Annotated in this window: 16 protein-coding genes; 4 read left to right on the top strand and 12 right to left on the bottom strand. The window is 70.8% G+C overall.

All coding sequences use genetic code 11. The features are described from left to right. Window positions 1–7: 7 nt before the first annotated feature. The 6 genes from FF096_RS21910 to FF096_RS21885 all read right to left on the bottom strand — a co-directional run bounded on the left by FF096_RS21910 (window position 8) and on the right by FF096_RS21885 (window position 6,947). On the bottom strand, window positions 8–1,648 hold the full coding sequence (locus FF096_RS21910) for a cation acetate symporter (protein ID WP_309223741.1): 1,641 nt from the start codon (window positions 1,646–1,648) through the stop codon (window positions 8–10). A 1-nt stretch (window position 1,649) separates the two neighbouring features. After that, window positions 1,650–2,096 (bottom strand): hypothetical protein, encoded by a 447-nt coding sequence (locus FF096_RS21905; protein ID WP_230462841.1) that lies wholly within the window; start codon window positions 2,094–2,096, stop codon window positions 1,650–1,652. Window positions 2,097–2,197: 101 nt separating this feature from the next. Next, window positions 2,198–2,977 carry a LytTR family DNA-binding domain-containing protein gene (locus FF096_RS21900; protein ID WP_309223740.1) on the bottom strand — a complete coding sequence of 260 codons (780 nt, stop codon included), beginning with the start codon at window positions 2,975–2,977 and terminating at the stop codon, window positions 2,198–2,200. Next, window positions 2,974–4,200 carry a histidine kinase gene (locus tag FF096_RS21895; protein ID WP_309223739.1) on the bottom strand — a complete coding sequence of 409 codons (1,227 nt, stop codon included), beginning with the start codon at window positions 4,198–4,200 and terminating at the stop codon, window positions 2,974–2,976. Before FF096_RS21895 ends, FF096_RS21900 begins: the two co-directional genes overlap by 4 nt. Window positions 4,201–4,249: 49 nt before the next feature. After that, window positions 4,250–5,821: a sugar transferase gene (locus tag FF096_RS21890; protein WP_155221477.1), complete on the bottom strand. Its 1,572-nt coding sequence runs from the start codon at window positions 5,819–5,821 to the stop codon at window positions 4,250–4,252. A 265-nt stretch (window positions 5,822–6,086) separates the two neighbouring features. Then, window positions 6,087–6,947, bottom strand: a complete 861-nt coding sequence (locus tag FF096_RS21885; RefSeq protein WP_309223738.1) for a DNA-formamidopyrimidine glycosylase family protein — start codon at window positions 6,945–6,947, stop codon at window positions 6,087–6,089. A gap of 24 nt (window positions 6,948–6,971) precedes the next feature. Here FF096_RS21885 and FF096_RS21880 point away from each other — a divergent pair, with 24 nt between their 5' ends. Beyond that, window positions 6,972–8,285, top strand: a complete 1,314-nt coding sequence (locus FF096_RS21880) for a glycosyltransferase family 4 protein (protein ID WP_309223737.1) — start codon at window positions 6,972–6,974, stop codon at window positions 8,283–8,285. A 69-nt stretch (window positions 8,286–8,354) separates the two neighbouring features. Here FF096_RS21880 and FF096_RS21875 read toward each other — a convergent pair whose 3' ends face one another. The 5 genes from FF096_RS21875 to FF096_RS21855 all read right to left on the bottom strand — a co-directional run bounded on the left by FF096_RS21875 (window position 8,355) and on the right by FF096_RS21855 (window position 11,940). Further along, window positions 8,355–8,702: a hypothetical protein gene (locus tag FF096_RS21875; RefSeq protein WP_155221434.1), complete on the bottom strand. Its 348-nt coding sequence runs from the start codon at window positions 8,700–8,702 to the stop codon at window positions 8,355–8,357. Window positions 8,703–8,909: 207 nt separating this feature from the next. Then, a complete protein-coding gene (locus FF096_RS21870; RefSeq protein WP_309223736.1) occupies window positions 8,910–9,623 on the bottom strand; it encodes a CDP-alcohol phosphatidyltransferase family protein in 714 nt (237 codons plus the stop codon). Continuing rightward, window positions 9,607–10,674 (bottom strand): iron-containing alcohol dehydrogenase family protein, encoded by a 1,068-nt coding sequence (locus tag FF096_RS21865; protein WP_309223735.1) that lies wholly within the window; start codon window positions 10,672–10,674, stop codon window positions 9,607–9,609. Before FF096_RS21865 ends, FF096_RS21870 begins: the two co-directional genes overlap by 17 nt. Then, window positions 10,662–11,393: a sugar phosphate nucleotidyltransferase gene (locus tag FF096_RS21860; protein ID WP_155221475.1), complete on the bottom strand. Its 732-nt coding sequence runs from the start codon at window positions 11,391–11,393 to the stop codon at window positions 10,662–10,664. The genes FF096_RS21865 and FF096_RS21860 overlap by 13 nt, the downstream gene beginning before the upstream one ends. Before the next feature lie 97 nt (window positions 11,394–11,490). Next, window positions 11,491–11,940 (bottom strand): NUDIX domain-containing protein, encoded by a 450-nt coding sequence (locus FF096_RS21855; RefSeq protein ID WP_309223734.1) that lies wholly within the window; start codon window positions 11,938–11,940, stop codon window positions 11,491–11,493. 118 nt (window positions 11,941–12,058) lie between these two features. Between FF096_RS21855 and FF096_RS21850 the strand changes: the two genes are divergently transcribed. The 3 genes from FF096_RS21850 to corA all read left to right on the top strand — a co-directional run bounded on the left by FF096_RS21850 (window position 12,059) and on the right by corA (window position 15,231). Next, window positions 12,059–12,454, top strand: a complete 396-nt coding sequence (locus FF096_RS21850; RefSeq protein ID WP_155221431.1) for a cyclic nucleotide-binding/CBS domain-containing protein — start codon at window positions 12,059–12,061, stop codon at window positions 12,452–12,454. 156 nt (window positions 12,455–12,610) lie between these two features. Next, complete coding sequence (locus FF096_RS21845) at window positions 12,611–13,705, top strand: PLP-dependent aminotransferase family protein (protein ID WP_155221430.1); 1,095 nt, start codon at window positions 12,611–12,613, stop codon at window positions 13,703–13,705. Between the two features lie 458 nt (window positions 13,706–14,163). Further along, window positions 14,164–15,231, top strand: a complete 1,068-nt coding sequence (gene corA, locus FF096_RS21840; RefSeq protein ID WP_155221473.1) for a magnesium/cobalt transporter CorA — start codon at window positions 14,164–14,166, stop codon at window positions 15,229–15,231. Between the two features lie 77 nt (window positions 15,232–15,308). Here corA and FF096_RS21835 read toward each other — a convergent pair whose 3' ends face one another. Then, window positions 15,309–16,103, bottom strand: a complete 795-nt coding sequence (locus FF096_RS21835) for a hypothetical protein (RefSeq protein ID WP_155221429.1) — start codon at window positions 16,101–16,103, stop codon at window positions 15,309–15,311. Between the last annotated feature and the right edge of the window lie 31 nt (window positions 16,104–16,134).

Here is a 16,134-nt window from a genome sequence, read left to right as displayed (position 1 = left end):
GGGCCCCTCACGATCGCAGGGCGTCGGGAGCGTGCAGCCGGAGCATGGTGCGGCCGACGTCGGTCGGGGCGCGGCGTCGGGTGGCCAGGGAGACCGCGACCATCACCGTGAAGGCCAACGGCACCGTCCAGGCGGCCGGCTGAGCGATGAGGGAGGCCGGCCAGCCGGTCAGGGCCGGACCGAGGACGGTGACCAGGACCGACGTCACGGCAGCGCCGCCGCCGACCAGGATGCCGGCGGCGGCACCCGCGTCGGTGAGGCCCCGCCACCAGATGCCGAGCACCAGCAGCGGGCAGAAGCTGGACGCGGCGACGGCGAACGCCAACCCCACCACCTGCGAGACGTCCATCCCGGAGACGTTGAGGGCGAGGACCATCGGCACCACCCCGGCGATCACCGTGGCCAGCCGGAAGCCGCGTACCGAGCCCCGGCCGAGTACGTCGGTGGAGATCACTCCGGCGACGCTGGTGAGCAGCCCGGACGAGGTGGACAGGAATGCCGCGAACGCTCCGGCGGCGACCAACGCGGCCAGCAGGCGACCGGTCGTCCCGGCACCGAGCGCCGCTTCCGGCAGCAGCACCACCACCGCGTCGGTCTGCCCGGTGACCAGCAGTTGTGGCGTGTAGATCCGACCCAGCACGCCGTAGATCGTGGGCAGCAGGTAGAAGACGCCGACCAGGGCCAGCACCACCAGGGTGGTCCGGCGGGCGGCGGCCCCGTCGGGATTGGTGTAGAAGCGCACCAGGACGTGCGGCAGCCCCATGGTGCCCAGGAACGTCGCCAGGATCAGCGAGTACGTGGCGAACAGCCCTCGGTCGTCGGAACCCGCGTCGCTGGGCAGCAGCCAGTCGGTGGCCCCGTTGGCGACGCCGGAGACCTCCGGAACCGGCTCACCCTCGGCGAAGCTCAGCTCGTCGCCGGGGCGTACCTCCAGGGTCTGACCGTCGCCCAGGGTGAGCACGGCACGCTGCTCGACCACGACGGTGGTCGCCGTCCGGAACGTGGCACCGTCGGGCGGGGTCACCGCCGGGCGGCCGTCGGCCTGCCACTGGAGGGCCAGGAAGATCGCTGGTAGGGCCAGCGCGGTCAGCTTGAGCCAGTACTGAAACGCCTGCACGAAGGTGACCGCGCGCATCCCACCGAGCGCCACGTTCGCGGTCACCACAGCGCCCACCACCAGCGCGCCGATCGGGTACGGCGAGCCGGTCAGGGTGGCCAGCGTCAGGCCGGCGCCCTGGAGCTGCGGCACCAGGTAGAGCCAGCCGATGAAGATCACGAAGATGGTGGCCAGCGTCCGTAGCCGGCGGGATCCGAGCCGCAGCTCGCAGAAATCGGGCAGGGTGAACGCACCGGATCGGCGCAGCGGCGCGGCCACGAACAGCAGCAGTGCCAGATAGCCGGCGGCGAACCCGACCGGATACCAGAGCACGTCCACGCCGTACTTGAGGATCAACCCGGCGACGCCGAGGAAACTCGCCGCCGAGAGGTACTCGCCGCCGATCGCGGCGGCGTTCCAGGTGGGGCTGACCACCCGGGAGGCGACCAGGAAATCGGAGGTGGTGCGGGCCAGCCGCAGCCCGTAGAAACCGATGGCGACGGTGATCAGCGTGACCGCCACGATCGCCGGTACGACGAGGTCGTTGCCCACGTCAGCGCTCCGGTCGCTGGACCAGGTCGGTGAAGTCCTGCTCGTTGCGCTCGGTCAGGCGCACGTACGTCCATCCGACGGCGACCAGGAACGGGAAGGAGAGCACCCCGAGCAGCAGCCACGGGAGGTTGACGCCGAGCACGGTCATCCGGCCGACCGAGGGTGCGATGGCGAACAGCCAGGGCAGCCCGCCCAACCCGATCAGCACCACCGCCGACAACTGCAACGCCAGGGCCAGTTGCGCGCGGACCAGCCCACGGATGAGTGCCTCACCGACCCGGGTCTGCTGAGTCAGCTCGGTGTGGATGCCGGCGACCCAGTGCGGTCGGCGGGACACCTCGGCCAACACCACCCGGGTACGCCCGGGAGGTCCGGAGCCGACCGGCTCGGCGGAGGTCTCGGCGGGATCGGGACGGCGGGGTGCCGGCAGTGCATCCTCGGCGGCCATCCCGGCAGTCTTGTCCGCCGGACGGGAATGTCAAGAGGGCTGTGGACAACTTGTGGATAACGGGTCGAGCCTGTGGACAACCCGGTGGACAGTGCCGCCGATCAGCGGCTCCACTCCTGCTTGGCGGCCCGGACCAGCTTGTCCTTCAGCTCCCGGGTGTGCCGGCGGCTCACCGGCAACTCCGTGCCGTCGATGACCACCACATAGCCGCTGTTCACCAGGCGAAGCTCGGCGATCAGCCGCAGTTGCACCAGGTACGACCGGTGGATCCGGACGAAACCGGCGTCGCCCCACCGCTCGGCGAGCGTGGCCAGCGACACCCGCACCAGGTGCGACCCGTCTGCGGTGTGCAGCCGGGCGTAGTCACCTTGCGCCTCGACCCACCGCACCGCGGAGCGGGGCAGCATCCTGGTGGTGCCAGCCAGCTCGACCGGGATGGTGGGATCCTCCTCAGCCCTGGCCAACGCGGCGGGATGGGCGGGCACCACCCGCGAGCCGACCACCCGGCGCAACGCCTCGGCCAGCCGTTCCGCGCGTACCGGCTTGCGCACGTAGTCGGTGGCGCCCATGTCGAAGGCGTCCGCCGCACCGTCGTCGTACGCGGTGACGAAGACGATCGCCGGGGGCCGGGCGAAGCGGCGCAGCACCCGGGCCAGTTCCATGCCGTCCAGGCCGGGCATCCGGATGTCCAGGAAGACCACGTCCACGTCGTCGTCGCGGAGCACCCGCAGCGCCTCGGTGGCGTCGCCGGCCGTGTGCAGCCGGGCCACCCGGTGGTCGGCTCGCAGGTGGTAGGCCAACTCGTCCAGCGCCGGTGGCTCGTCGTCGACCGCCAGCACCCGCAGGAAGCCGGTGACCGGGGCCGGGCCGGTGGCGGTCACGAACCCGCCCGTACGCCGGGATGGAACTTCGGCACCCGCATGCTCACCTTCGTGCCCGAACCGACGCCGGTCTCCACGACCAGGCCGAAGCGGTCGCCGAAGACCGACCGCAGGCGCTCGTCGACGTTCGACAGCCCGACGTGTTGGCCCGGGTCGTCGCCCGGGTCGCCGGTCGACCCGGCCAGCTCTGCTATTCCTGCGGTCAGCGTGGCCGGATCCATCCCCACTCCGTCGTCCTCCACCGTTATGTGACATTCGGCGCCCGCGTCCTGGGCCTCGATGCTCACCATGCCCGTGCCCGGCTTGCGGGACAACCCGTGGCGCACCGCGTTCTCGACCAGCGGTTGGAGGCACAGGAACGGCAGGGTCACCGGCAGCACCTCCGGGGCGATCTGGAGCCGCACCTGGAGCCGGTCACCGAACCTGGCCCGCTCGATGGTCAGGTAGCGGTCGATCGAGCGCAGCTCCTCGGCCAGCGTGGTGAACTCGCCGTGTGCCCGGAACGAGTAGCGGGTGAACTCGGCGAACTCCAGGATCAGCTCCCGGGCCCGCTCCGGATCGGTCCGGACGAAGGAGCCGATCGCGGTCAGCGCGTTGTAGATGAAGTGCGGGCTGATCTGGGCGCGCAGCGCGCGTACCTCGGCCCGTGCCAACCGCTCCCGCGACGAGTCCAGCTCCGCCAGCGCCACCTGACTGCCGGCCCAGTGGGCGGTTTCCAGGGTGGCCTGGACCAGACCGGGTGCGGGCGCGCCGCCGGTGACCGCCACCAGCGCGCCCGCGATCCGGCCCGACGCCCCACCGAGGGGGGCCACCACCGCGCCCCGGACCGGGCAGTCGATCCGGTTGCAGGTCAGTTCCGCCTCGCCCAGCACGGTGGACCGTTCCGACGTGATCACCCGACGAGCGGCGGCCCGCAACTGCTCCCGATGGTGCGCGCCGCGTCCGTCGAGCGCGAGCAGGTCGTCGGTGTCGGCCAACGCCAGCCCTTCGGAGCCGATCAGGGTGCGCAGGTGGCGGGCGGCCTTCGCCGCGCCGGCCGGGTTCAGTCCGGCCCGCAACGGCTCGGCCGCCAGCCCGGCGGTGTGCAGCACCTCGTAGGTGGCCCGCTGCCCGGGAGTGGCGATGCCACGCCGACCGCGTAGCCGACCGACCGCGAACAGCGCCCCGGCCAGCACGCTGACCAGAGAGAAGACGCCGATCACGGCGGAGATGTTGCCACCCACGTCGACGATCCTGCTGGTTTCGGGCGCTGTGGGGAAGGGGCGGTGTGCGTCAGTATGCGCCCTTGCGGGCCACCACCACGCCGATGGTGCGCCACAGGATGCCCAGGTCGTACGCCAGCGACCAGTTGTCGACGTAGTACAGGTCGAGCCGGACGGCCTCGTCCCAGGAGAGATCGGAGCGGCCGGACACCTGCCACAAACCGGTCATGCCGGGGCGGACCAGTAGTCGACGTCGCACATCACCCAGGAAGTCACCGTCGTCGGCGGGCAGCGGGCGCGGCCCGACCAGCGACATCTCCCCCTTGAGTACGTTGATCAACTGGGGCAGCTCGTCCAGCGACGAGGCCCGCAGGAAACGACCCACCGGGAAGACCCGGGGGTCCTCCTTCATCTTGAACAGCAGGCCGTCGGTCTCGTTCTGGTCGACCAGGCTGGCCAGCCGGTCCTCGGCGTCGACGTACATGGTCCGGAACTTCCACACCCGGAACGTGCGCCCCTCGTGCCCCACCCGGGGCTGCCGGAAGAAGACCGGACCCGGATCGGAGATCCGGATCGCGATGGCGATCGCGACGAACACCGGGACCAGCATGAGCAGCCCGATTCCGGCGGCGACGCGGTCCATCATGCTCTTGGCCAGCAGCGCCGGCCCGGACAGGGTGGGCTCCTCGACGTGCAGCAGCGGCAGGCCCTCGATCGGGCGGATATGCACCCGGGGACCGGCGATGTCGGTCAGCTGCGGGGCCACCACCAGGTCGACCCCGGAGCCCTCCAACTGCCAGGCCAGACGGCGCAGCTCGCCGGGCTCGGCGCTGGCCGAGCCGCAGACCGCGATGGTGTCCGCGCCGACCTCGCGTACCAGGGCCAGCACGTCACGGCCCGCGTACACCGGAACCGGGGTCTGCACGCCCTTGGCCGCCGCGTAGCCGTCGGTGATGTGGATGGCTACCGGGACGAGCCCGGCTGCCGGGGTGCGGGTGACCGCCGTGTACACCTCCAGGCACTCCGGCAGGGTCCCGACCAGCACCATCCGGTGCGCCGCCTGCTGGATGTTGCGCCGGATGGTGTGCAGCACGAAACGGGCCAGGATCCGGCCCAGCAGGATCAGCAGCAGGGCCAGCAGCAGCGCCGTGCCGACGGTGAACCGGGACAGGTTGGTCACGGTGGCGAAGGCGAGGAACGACACCGCCGCGCAGACGGCCACCCCGGCCCGGATCACCCGCTTGAACTCGTCCGGCCCGAGCCCGAGACAGCGCCGGTCGTAGGCGCCGTTGAACCAGAGGATGATCAGCCAGCCGAGCGGCAGCAGCAGGAACGCGACGGTGTAGAACCAGGTCGGGTCGTTCTGGGCGTCGTAGAAGCCCGCGGTGGCCTGGTCGAAGGTGCGGATCGCGGTGAAGCTGGCGAAGGCGGCCGCGGCGAAGTCGAGCAGCAGCAGGATCGCCGTGTAGGGCCGGTGCCAGCGCGACACGCGCCGCCGGGCCCGGGCCCACGCCGATCGGGGTACACCGTTCGTGGACGACGGGTTCGGCGGCTCGATCTCGAAGCTGTCGACGTGCCGCACGAGTTTGCTCCGGCCTTCGTTGGTAACCGGGCGCTGGAGGCTAGCCGTCACCTCACCCATGTCCTCCCGCATGACCCGTCACGTTCACTCGCCGTGACCGCCCCGGGTCGCCCACCGCTCCAGTTTCCCACGCGCGTTCCGTTCCGTCGCTGACCCGAGAGACATTGCACGACGGCCACCTACCGCCTGGGATCTGGCCGGCCCCACCCATTCGGAGGCTGGGGACCGGGCCACTATACCGATGGATGGCGGCCCGGGTAGAGCGCCAGACCAGTGGTTGCGCACCGGCCGTCCGATTCCGCTCCGTAATCGGCAGTGGCGTTACTCACCGTACGAGTCTCGACAACCGTCGGTCAGCAAGAGGCTTCCCGCCGGTCTGGCAGGTCGGGCAGTACTGGAGGCTGGAATCGGCGAAGGAGACCTCCCGGATGGTGTCTGCACAGACCGGACAGGGCAGCCCGGTGCGGGCGTGCACCTTCAGCCCGGATCGCTTCTCGCCCTTGAGTTCGGCGGCCCGCTGCCCCAGCGAGCGGGTCACCGCGTCGCCGAGCACCCGGCGGGTCGCCGTGTGCAGGGTCGCCATCTGGTCGTCGGTCAGCCGGTCGGTCAACGCGAACGGCGAGAGCTTCGCCGCGTGCAGGATCTCGTCGGAGTACGCGTTGCCGACCCCACCGAGCACCGCCTGGTCGGTGAGCACCCCCTTGACCTGGCCCCGACGACTGCGCAGGGCACCGGCGAAGGTGGCGAGGTCGGCCGAGAGCGCGTCCGGCCCGAGCCTGGCGATCCCGGGCACCACCTGCGGGTCCGTCACCAGATAGGCGGCGAGCTTCTTCTGCGTGCCGGCCTCGGTCAGGTCGAAACCGGAGCCGTCGTCGAGGCGTACCCGGATCGCGATCGGGCCCTTGCCGGGCCGTAACGGGACGTTCGAGGCGAACGCCTCCCGGTAGTGCAGCCAGCCCGCGCGGGCCAGGTGGACCACCAGGTGCAGGTCACCGTCGAAGACCACGTCGAGGAACTTGCCGTGCCGCCGGGCGTCGGTCACCGGGCGGCCGGCGACGGCGCTCGGCGCCGGGTCGTACGTCTTCAGGGCGCTGATCGCGGCGATCTCCAGGCGGTCGACCCGCCTGCCCACGGCGCGCTGTCGCAGGTAACCGGCGAGCGCCTCCACCTCCGGTAGTTCGGGCACGTCCCAACGGTAGCCTTCTTTCCCGTGAGAATCGTGGTGGCGCACAACCGGTACCGGGAAGCTCAGCCCTCCGGTGAGAACACCATCGTCGACGCGGAGATCTCCCAGCTCACCGCCGCCGGTGTGGAGGTGCTGCCCTTCCTGCGCAGCTCCGACGAGATCCCGTCGATGCCGAGGACGGCGAAGGCGCTGCTGCCGATCTCCCCGATCTACGCGCCCCGGGCCCAGCAGGAGCTGTCCCGGCTGCTCACCGAGCATCGGCCGGACGTGCTGCACCTGCACAACCCGTACCCGCTGCTGTCGCCCTGGGTGGTGCGGACCGCGCACAAACACGGCGTGCCGGTGGTGCAGACGGTGCACAACTACCGCCAGGTCTGTTCCTCCGGGCTGTACTTCCGCGACGGCGTGATCTGCCAGGACTGCCGGGGCCGGGCCCTGGGGGTTCCTGCGGTGGTGCACCGCTGCTACCGGGGGTCGCGGGCGCAGAGCGCGCTGATGGCCACCACCCTGGCCGTGCACCGGGGCACCTGGAAGTCGGTGGACCGGTTCATCGCGTTGACCAGCGCCGTCGCCGACCACCTGCGTGACTACGGCATTCCGGACTCCCGGATCGTGGTCAAGCCGAACGGCATCCCCGATCCCGGCATGCCGACCCCGCTCGGTCAGGGCTTCCTCTTCCTCGGCCGGCTCTCCCCCGAGAAGGGGCTCGACCTGCTGCTGGAGGCGTGGCGTCGGCACCCCGACGGGGCGCTCGGGCCGCTGCGGGTGGCCGGTGACGGTGAGTTGCGTCCGCTGGTCGAGGCGGCGGCGGCCGAACGAGCCGACGTGACCTTCCTCGGGCCGCTGGACCGGGCCGGGGTCCGCGAGGCGCTGACCGCCAGCGCCGTGGTGCTGGCGACCTCCACCTGGCACGACGTACTACCGACGGTGATCCTCGAGGCGCTGGCCAGTGGCCGTCCGGTCCTCGGCACCGCGTTGGGTGGCATTCCGTACCTGGTCGGCGCGGACACTCCGCGCGAGCCTGCGGGCACCGGCCCGGCCGCGACCGCCACGGCCTCCGCCCCGGCCAGCCCCGGTGGCCCACCCGCTCCCAGCGGCCCGGCCGGTTTGAGCGGTGCGTCGGGCACCGAGGGTGCGCTGCCGGGTGGGGTCCAGGCTGGTGAGGCCGGTTGGGTGGTGCCGCCGGACCCGGCGGCGCTCGCCGCCGCGCTGCCGCTGGCCGCAGCCGGTGCCGCCGCGCTCGCGGTGCCTGCCCGGTCCCGCTACGAGCGGGTCTTCCACCCCGACGTGGTCACCAAGCAGCTCCTCGCCGTGTACGCGGACCTCGCCCGTTCCTGATCGACTCCATTCCGCCGGACGGCGGTATCCGACCCACGCGGACACCGCCGTTCAGGCGAAATAGTGGGGTTAGTAGGAGACGAGCTTGTAGGAGAGGAACTGGCCGGAGTTCCAGCTCCGCCAGATGCCGAGCCCCAACCCGGGACCGGTGCAGTCGTCATTCGCGTAGGCGATCGCGTACACGGGAGTCCAGGCGATGGACGTGACCGCGTCCTGCATCGGGTGGCAGAGGTCGTCGACCTCGGTGTGCCGGGCGACCACGTAGGCGCTGTTCGCGGTGTAGAGGACCAGGCCCTGGTCAGGCGACTTGAACGGCTCCCGCTCCGGCTCGGTGGCGGCTGCGGGCGTGGCGACCAGGGACGTGGTCAGGGCGGTGGCACCGAGGACCGAGGCGATCCGTTTGGCGGTTTTGGGCATGACATCTCCCAGTGGTGGGGTGGCATGGGAAGACTGACGTCAGCTTCGACATGAAGCGATCTTCATCTATGAGGATCTTCCCACGGCATTGATTGAGGTGTCAATAATTGCCGATGACCTCTATCAATGGCCCCGGCGTGGCGGACGCATCGGAAAAATCGGGCGCGTGACGGCCGCCGAACGCGTCTTGCTCTCCGGGGAGAAGAGCTACAGGCTGGCGCGGGCGGAGAAGGCGATGCTGGCCAGCAGGAAGCCGCCGTTGACGATCGTGAACGCCACGATCACCCAGAACGCCAGCGCCGGGGCGAAGGTCAACACCAGGGCGGCGGCGAAGATCACCGCGCCGTAGTCGCGGACCAGCTTCACCAGGCGTACGGGCAGCGACGTCGAGGTGACCATGCTGGCCGCGTTCGGCCCGGACTGCATCACCGAGGTGACCAGGTTGACCATCCAGGTCCCGGCGAAGGCGGCCACCAGCCAGACCGGCGTCGACGGGCGCTGTGCCACAGCGGTCGCCGCCAACGCGGCGACCAGGGCGATCTGGGCGGCCACGTCACAGAGCACGTCGACCCGGGCACCCGCCGCGCTGCCCTGGCCGGTCACCCGGGCCAACTGCCCGTCGGCGCAGTCCAGGGCGTACGCCACCTGCCAGCCGACCAGGGCGAGCAACCCCACCACCGGAGCGGGCACGTCCCCGGCGGCGACCGGGCCGGCGAGGGCGACCACGGTGACCGAGGTGGCCAACCCGAGCAGCAGGTTGGTGATGGTCAGCACCGTCGGCCGGAGCCCGAGACGCTGGGCGACCAGCGCGAAGACCGCACCGATCCACTGGCTGATCGACTCGCTGAACAGGCCACCGCCCCGGTTCACCCGGTGGAAGTCGGCGACCGTGGGGCGGGACGGCTCAGCCAAGGTGCTCACGGAGGGCGTCAACGTAGTCTCCCAGCCGGATACGAAGGTCGTCAGCGGACAGCGCGAGGTGTTCGAGGATCGTGTAACGGTCCGGCCGGGTACGCGGCGCGAAGGTCACCGCCTCGACGAACTGCTCGTCGGTGAGGCCCAGGTCGCCCGGTCGGGTGGACAGCCCGTGCCGATGCAGGCAGCGGGCCAGTTGCCCGAAGCGTTCCAGATCGCCACGGAGGAAGGTGCAGAACAGCGCGCCGAGGCCGACCTGCTCCCCATGTGAGCCGGTGCCCGGGAAGAGATGGTCGATGGCGTGGGAGATCTCGTGGTCGCCGCCGCTGGCCGGTCGGCTGGAACCACAGATCGACATCGAGATGCCGCCCAGGATCAGCGCCTCGGCCAGGGTGGTCAGGAAGGCGTCATCGGTGATCTTGCCTGGGTGGTTGAGCAGGGCCTCCGCGCCGGTGCGGGCCAGCGTCAGGGCCAGACCGTCGATCGGCTCGCCGCGTACCCGGTGGGCCAGTTCCCAGTCGGCGCAGGCGCTCAGGTTGCTCACCGCGTCGCCGATCCCGGCCTGGGTCTGCCGGCCCGGCCCGTTCTCCACGAAGTCGAGGTCGACCAGGACGGCGATCGGGATGTGCACCCCGTAGGAGCCCTTGCCGCCCTCGTGGCTCAGCGACGCCACCGGGGAGGCGATGCCGTCGTTGGCGAGGCTGGTCGCCACGGTGACCATCGGGAGGGCGTAGCGGGTGGCCGCGTACTTGGCCGTGTCGATGGTCTTGCCACCGCCGATGCCGACGACCGCGTCGTAGTGCCGGCGGCGAAGCTGGTCACCCAGCTCGTTGGCCGAGTCGACGGTGCCGCCGCTGACGGTGAAGATGTCGGCCGAGCCGAGGGACGGCTGGCACAGCTCCGCGATCTTCTCGCCCTGCCCGGGGCCGACCACCACCGCGACGTCCCCGCCACCGGAGATCCGCCGGTCGGCCAACAGTGCGCCGAGGTCCGTCACCGCGCCGCGGCGGACCTCGATCGACAGTGGCGTGGTGACCGTACGGGCTAGTAGCGGCACGCGATCTCCCGAGCCCGGGCCAGGTCGGCGTGGTTGTCGACCTCGACCCAGGGCACGTCGCCGATGGGCGCGGCCCGCACCTCGCCGCCTCGGTCGGCGAACTCCTGGTAGCCGTCCTCGTAGTACAGGTTCGGGTCGCGCCGCCAGGTGGCCTCCAGCGCGTCGGCGAGGGCCTCGGCCACCTGCGGCTCGATCAGGGTCGCCCCGATGTACTCGCCGTACGCCTCGGCCGGGTCCATCAGCTTGGTGATCCGGGTGAGTTGGCCGGCGGCGTCGAAGGTGGTCTTCATCTCCTCGTCCGCCAGCGGCTTGATGGTGTCGACCGCCAGCAGCACACCGGGGCCACGCTCGGCCAGCAGGGTCTTCTCCACGCTCACCGGGTGCACGGTGTCCCCGTTGACCAGCAGGACGCCACGGGAGAACCAGTCACGCGCCAGCCAGAGCGAGTACGCGTTGTTCCACTCCTCGGCCTTGTCGTTGTGCACGAGGGTGAGGGTGACTCCGTACCGGCGCTCCAGGTCGGCCTGACGTTGCCGGACGGCGTCCGCGGCGTATCCCACCACCACCACGACGTCGGTGAGGCCCACCTCGGCCAGGTTACGCAGCGCGATGTCGAGGATGGTGGTCTCGCCGTCCACCGGCACCAGCGCCTTGGGCAGGGTGTCGGTGTAGGGGCGTAACCGTCGGCCGGCACCAGCTGCCAACACCATTCCGACCATGCCGGCATCAGTTCCTGTTCTCGTGGCGCTCACCGGAGGAGGATAGCGGGCGCGGCCAGCGCCGCGTACCAGTGCGGAGGCAGCTCGACCGGGCCGCTCACGAACCGATGGACCGCAGGACGGCGAAGCCCTGCTCGGCGATCCGCCGGATCAGTCCGTCGTTGACGTCGCGGTGCTCGTCGAGCAGGTCGAGATCGTCGGGTCCGAGCCAGCGGTACTCGGTGTGCTTGCCCGCCTCCAGCACCGGGGCCGTCAGGTCGCCGTCGACCCGGACCAGCCAGTCGCTCTCGATCCGGGTCAGGCCGTCGTCGCCGACGTAGCGGTACTCGCCGACCTCGGCGATCACCTCGGACACCCGCCAACCGGTCTCCTCGGTGACCTCCCGGTACAGCGCCTCCTGCACGGACTCGCCTGGTTCGAGGTGCCCGCCGACGATGTCCCAGCAGTTGGGGAAGAGCCGCCGGTGTGGGGAACGGCGCTGGAAGAACAGGTGCCCGTCCGGAGCGACGATCAACGCTCCGGCGCAGCGCAGCGGCTCGGTGGACACATGGAGAACTGTAACCGTGGCCGCCGCACCCGTGACGTTGTCCGGTCTTGTCCCGGAAACCTACGGGCCTCACCATTGCGGGTATCCGGGTGCGGCCGTCCCAAAGGGGTGATGTGTCATGCAGGTTCGGGAAGCTATGTCCAGTGAGATCCTCGTGGTCGGTCCGGAGCACACGCTCCGTCAGGCGGCGCGGATGATGTCGGAGCGCGGCGTCGGGTCGGCGGTGGTGATCGACCCGGATTCCGAGGGCGTCGGGATCATGACCGAGCGGGACGTGCTCAACGCGATCGGTGCCGGGCTCGACTGTGATGTCGAGCGGACCGGGGCTCACCTGACCTGGGACGTCGTGTACGCCGGGCCGGAGTGGACGATCGAGGAAGCGGCGGCGGCGATGGCCCGAGGTGGGTTCCGGCACCTCGTCGTCCTCGATGGTCGTGAGGTGGCCGGCGTCATCTCCGTACGCGACATCATGCGGGTGTGGGCGGCCAGCCGGATGGTCGGCAGCGGCGGATGACGCGTGGACCGGTGCGGCTGGCGGCCTGACCTGCCGCACAGCCGGCGGGAGGGGGCCATCCACCGGGGGCGTCGTTCACCCGACCCGGTGGCTCAGGATGCGGACATCGTCGTGCCGTCGGCGTACCTCCCGCCACCGGCCGTACGCTGAACAGCCATGACCGCCGAGCAGCTGATCTCCTTCGCCCGTGGCGCCCCCTCGCTGGACATCGTCGATGTCGAGGGGCTCAAGGCCGCCGCCGTTCGCGCCTTCGACGCCGACCCCGCCGGGGTGACCGCGTACGGCACCTCCGTCGGTTACGTCCCGCTCCGTAAGTGGATCGCCGAGAAGCACGGCGTCGAGGCGGAGCAGGTGTTGGTCACCAACGGCTCGTTGCAGGCCGACGCCTTCCTCTTCGATCACCTGGTCCGTCCCGGGGACGCGGTGGTGGTGGAGCGCCCCACCTACGACCGCACCCTGCTCAACCTGCGCAACCTGGGCAGTGAACTGCACGCCGTCACTATCCAGCCGGACGGTCTGGACACCGCCGAGTTGCGCAAGCTGCTGGAGTCCGGGGTCCGCCCCCGGCTGGCCCACGTCATCCCGAACTACCAGAACCCGGCCGGTGTGACGCTGTCCCTGGAGAAGCGTCGCGAACTGTTGGACCTGGCCGCCGAGTTCGGTTTCACGATCTTCGAGGACGACCCGTACGCGGACATCCGGTTCCGGGGCGAGGCGCTGCCGTCGATGCTGTCGATGGACACCCGCGACGTGGTGGTGCACGCCTCCAGCTTCACCAAGACCGTCTGCCCCGGCGTGCGGGTCGGTTACCTGGTGGGCCCGGCGGACCTGATCGGGGACATCGCGAAGAAGGCGACCAGCCTCTACATCTCTCCCGGCATGGTCTCGCAGGCCATCGTGCACCAGTTCTGCGTCTCGGGGGACATCCAGCGGTCGATCGAGACGGTCCGGGCCGCCCTCGGTGAGCGGGCCTCGGTGCTTGCCGAGTCGCTGCGCCGGCACATTCCCGAGGCCCGCTTCGTGGAGCCGGACGGTGGCTACTTCCTCTGGGTCGAGTTGCCGGAGGACGTCGAGGTCGAGCGGCTCGCCCCGGCGGCGGCCGAGCGCGGGGTCGCGGTGGTCAAGGGCAGCGACTTCGTCATGGACGGTGGGCGGCACGCCCTCCGCCTGGCCTATTCGGCGGTCACCGCGGACCGGATCGACGAGGGTGTTCGGCGGCTGGCCGACGCGATGAAGGCGGTACGCGGCTAATTTTCTGTCGTCTTTCTGACAGAACAGCGATATCCGTCAGCCTGGGACTCCCGTCGAAGCGACTCGCGGCCCACAATGCTGCGAGCGTCACTCACCACGCGTACGGGAGATCGGGGCGGCCCGCACCCGCCCCACCCCCGGCCACCGGTGCGGCCCAGCCGCCCGCGCGCTGGTGTGACGCGGCCAGCACAACCCCCCGCCCCCAATGGCGCCGGGCGGGCCGGATCGCCCCCCTCACCCCCCGGATGCGGTCCGGTCCGTCCGGCGCCACCCCTGCCGCACGACCATGCTCGCTGCGGCGGCGTAACCTGCAAGCCGCAGTCGGCGGGGGGAGGGCCGTGATGACGGAGCGGACGCAGCGGGCCAGGGCCGCCTCACCGGACGACCCGGCCGCCGAGGACAACCGGACCACCAGCACCAGCGCAGGTCGCTCCCTGCGGCCTCGGAACTGGTCGCCGATGCGGGCCGTGACGCGTCGACTCAGCCCGGACGCAGCGCAGCCCGGCCAGCCGCCGACCGGCCAACGGCGCAGTGCGGTGGTCGACTGCGCGCTCTACCTCGACGGCCAGCGGCAGGCCGGGGACTGGAACTACGCCGACGCGCTGGCAGCGGCCCACGCCGCCGAGTCCGGGTTCGTCTGGCTCGGCCTGCACGAGCCGGACCTCGCCGAGATGACCGAGATCGCCACCACCTACGGCCTGCACGAGTTGGCCGTGGAGGACGCGGTCAAGGCCCAGCAGCGCCCGAAGCTGGAGCGGTTCGGCGACGTCAGCTTCCTGGTGCTGCGCACCGCCCGGTACTGCGAGCACACCGAGCTGACCGAGCACTCCGATGTGGTGGAGACCGGGCAGGTGATGCTCTTCATCGGCCCGCAGTTCCTGATCAGTGTCCGGCACGGTGACGCCTGCCGGTTGGCACCCGTACGCGAGGAGTTGGAGGCGCGTCAGGAGCTGCTGCTCAACGGCCCCTGGGCCGTCGCGTACGCGATCACCGACCGGGTCGTCGACCTCTACCTGGAGGTTGCCGATCAGCTTGAGGACGACATGGACGTGCTGGAGACGGAGGTGTTCGACCGCCAGACCAGCGGCCGAATCCAGCGGATCTACCAGATGAAACGCGAACTGGTCGAGTTCAAGCGGGCGGTGATGCCGTTGCAGCGCCCACTGCTGACGCTTACCGCGCAGATGAACCGGGACGTGCCCAAGGAGGTGCGCCGCTACTTCCGGGATGTGCAGGACCATCTCAGCCGCACCGTGGAGCAGGTCAACTCCCACGACGACCTGCTGAACTCGATTCTTCAGGCGCGACTGGCCCAGGTGACGGTCGACCAGAACAACGACATGCGCAAGATCGCCGCGTGGGCGGCGATCGCCGCGGTGTGGACGGCGATCGCCGGTGTCTACGGCATGAACTTCGACTTCATGCCGGAGCTGAGCTGGACCTACGGCTATCCCGGGGTGCTGGCCCTGATGCTCGCCACGTCCCTGGCCCTCTACCGCTGGTTCCGCCGCAACGACTGGCTCTGACCGCGCCCGTCGGCCATGAGGTTGTTGCCGCGCAACGGCGCGGCAACAACCTCATGATCGATGTGGGTGACGCGTGCTCAGGGACGGGTCTGGGCCTTGTGGTTGGTGGCCTTGGTCAGGTCGTCGGCGGGACGGCCGGAGCTGGTCCGGGCGCCCTCGGCGACGGAGGGGACCTTGTCGTTGGGGGTGACCCGGGAGGCGGTGGCGGTGGGGGTGGTGGAGGCGCTGTCGCCGCCGGCCACCGCCGAGCTGCCCGCTCCGGTCGCCGCCTTGCCGGCACCGGCCGGACCGGCCGTGCGCACCTCGATGGTCTCCACCTCCTCGTGCATCGGCTCCAACGCGGCACCCGCGTCGTACTCGGCCCACTCCTGCTGCTCGCGGTATCGCCGCAGGGCCACCGCGCCGGCCAGTCCGGCAACCACACCGGCGGCCAGCAGACCGACCATCGTGCCGCTCCGGCGGGACTTCTTCTTCGCCTTCATCTTCTTCGCCTTCCTGCTGACCGACGTCTGCTTGGCAGCAGCGGCCTTCTTCCCCTTGCCGGCCCGATCGGCCGCCTCGGACTGCGCCTGACGTACGGCCAGGGCGAGCGGTGCGAGGGCGGCGGCCGTCGACGCGAGACCGCTGGACGCCCGGTCCCGAACGACGACGGCGGTCGGTGCCACCGCACTGCGGGCCGCCTGGAACCGCGGGCCGACCGTGTCGCCGGCTCCCCTCGCGGCATGCGTGGCGGCCTGCCTCAGATGACCGACGCCGCGGTTCAGTTCGGCCCGGGCCAACTGCGCCTGGGTCTTGCGCCGCCAGTTTCCAAACACGGTCCCACCTCCTGGGAGTTGCTCTGTCTCATCCTCCACCTTCGGATGCCTCCGCATGTCCAGATCGGGCACATGGGAGGATCCGCAT

Origin of the sequence: Micromonospora sp. CP22, from assembly GCF_009712475.1 — a bacterium.
Lineage (GTDB): Bacteria > Actinomycetota > Actinomycetes > Mycobacteriales > Micromonosporaceae > Micromonospora.
Note: the sequence above shows the minus strand (reverse complement) of the source record. Positions and strands in the feature narration are given on the sequence as shown.

What these genes read in the sequence shown, in the direction of transcription:
- FF096_RS21890 (WP_155221477.1), bottom strand. Translation starts at nt 5,821, where the DNA reads ATGGGTGAGGTGACGGCTAGCCTCCAGCGCCCGGTTACCAACGAAGGC.
- FF096_RS21860 (WP_155221475.1), bottom strand. Translation starts at nt 11,393, where the DNA reads ATGGTCGGAATGGTGTTGGCAGCTGGTGCCGGCCGACGGTTACGCCCC.
- FF096_RS21835 (WP_155221429.1), bottom strand. Translation starts at nt 16,103, where the DNA reads ATGCGGAGGCATCCGAAGGTGGAGGATGAGACAGAGCAACTCCCAGGA.
- corA (WP_155221473.1), top strand. Translation starts at nt 14,164, where the DNA reads ATGCGGGCCGTGACGCGTCGACTCAGCCCGGACGCAGCGCAGCCCGGC.
- FF096_RS21875 (WP_155221434.1), bottom strand. Translation starts at nt 8,702, where the DNA reads ATGCCCAAAACCGCCAAACGGATCGCCTCGGTCCTCGGTGCCACCGCC.
- FF096_RS21845 (WP_155221430.1), top strand. Translation starts at nt 12,611, where the DNA reads ATGACCGCCGAGCAGCTGATCTCCTTCGCCCGTGGCGCCCCCTCGCTG.
- FF096_RS21850 (WP_155221431.1), top strand. Translation starts at nt 12,059, where the DNA reads ATGCAGGTTCGGGAAGCTATGTCCAGTGAGATCCTCGTGGTCGGTCCG.
- FF096_RS21905 (WP_230462841.1), bottom strand. Translation starts at nt 2,096, where the DNA reads ATGGCCGCCGAGGATGCACTGCCGGCACCCCGCCGTCCCGATCCCGCC.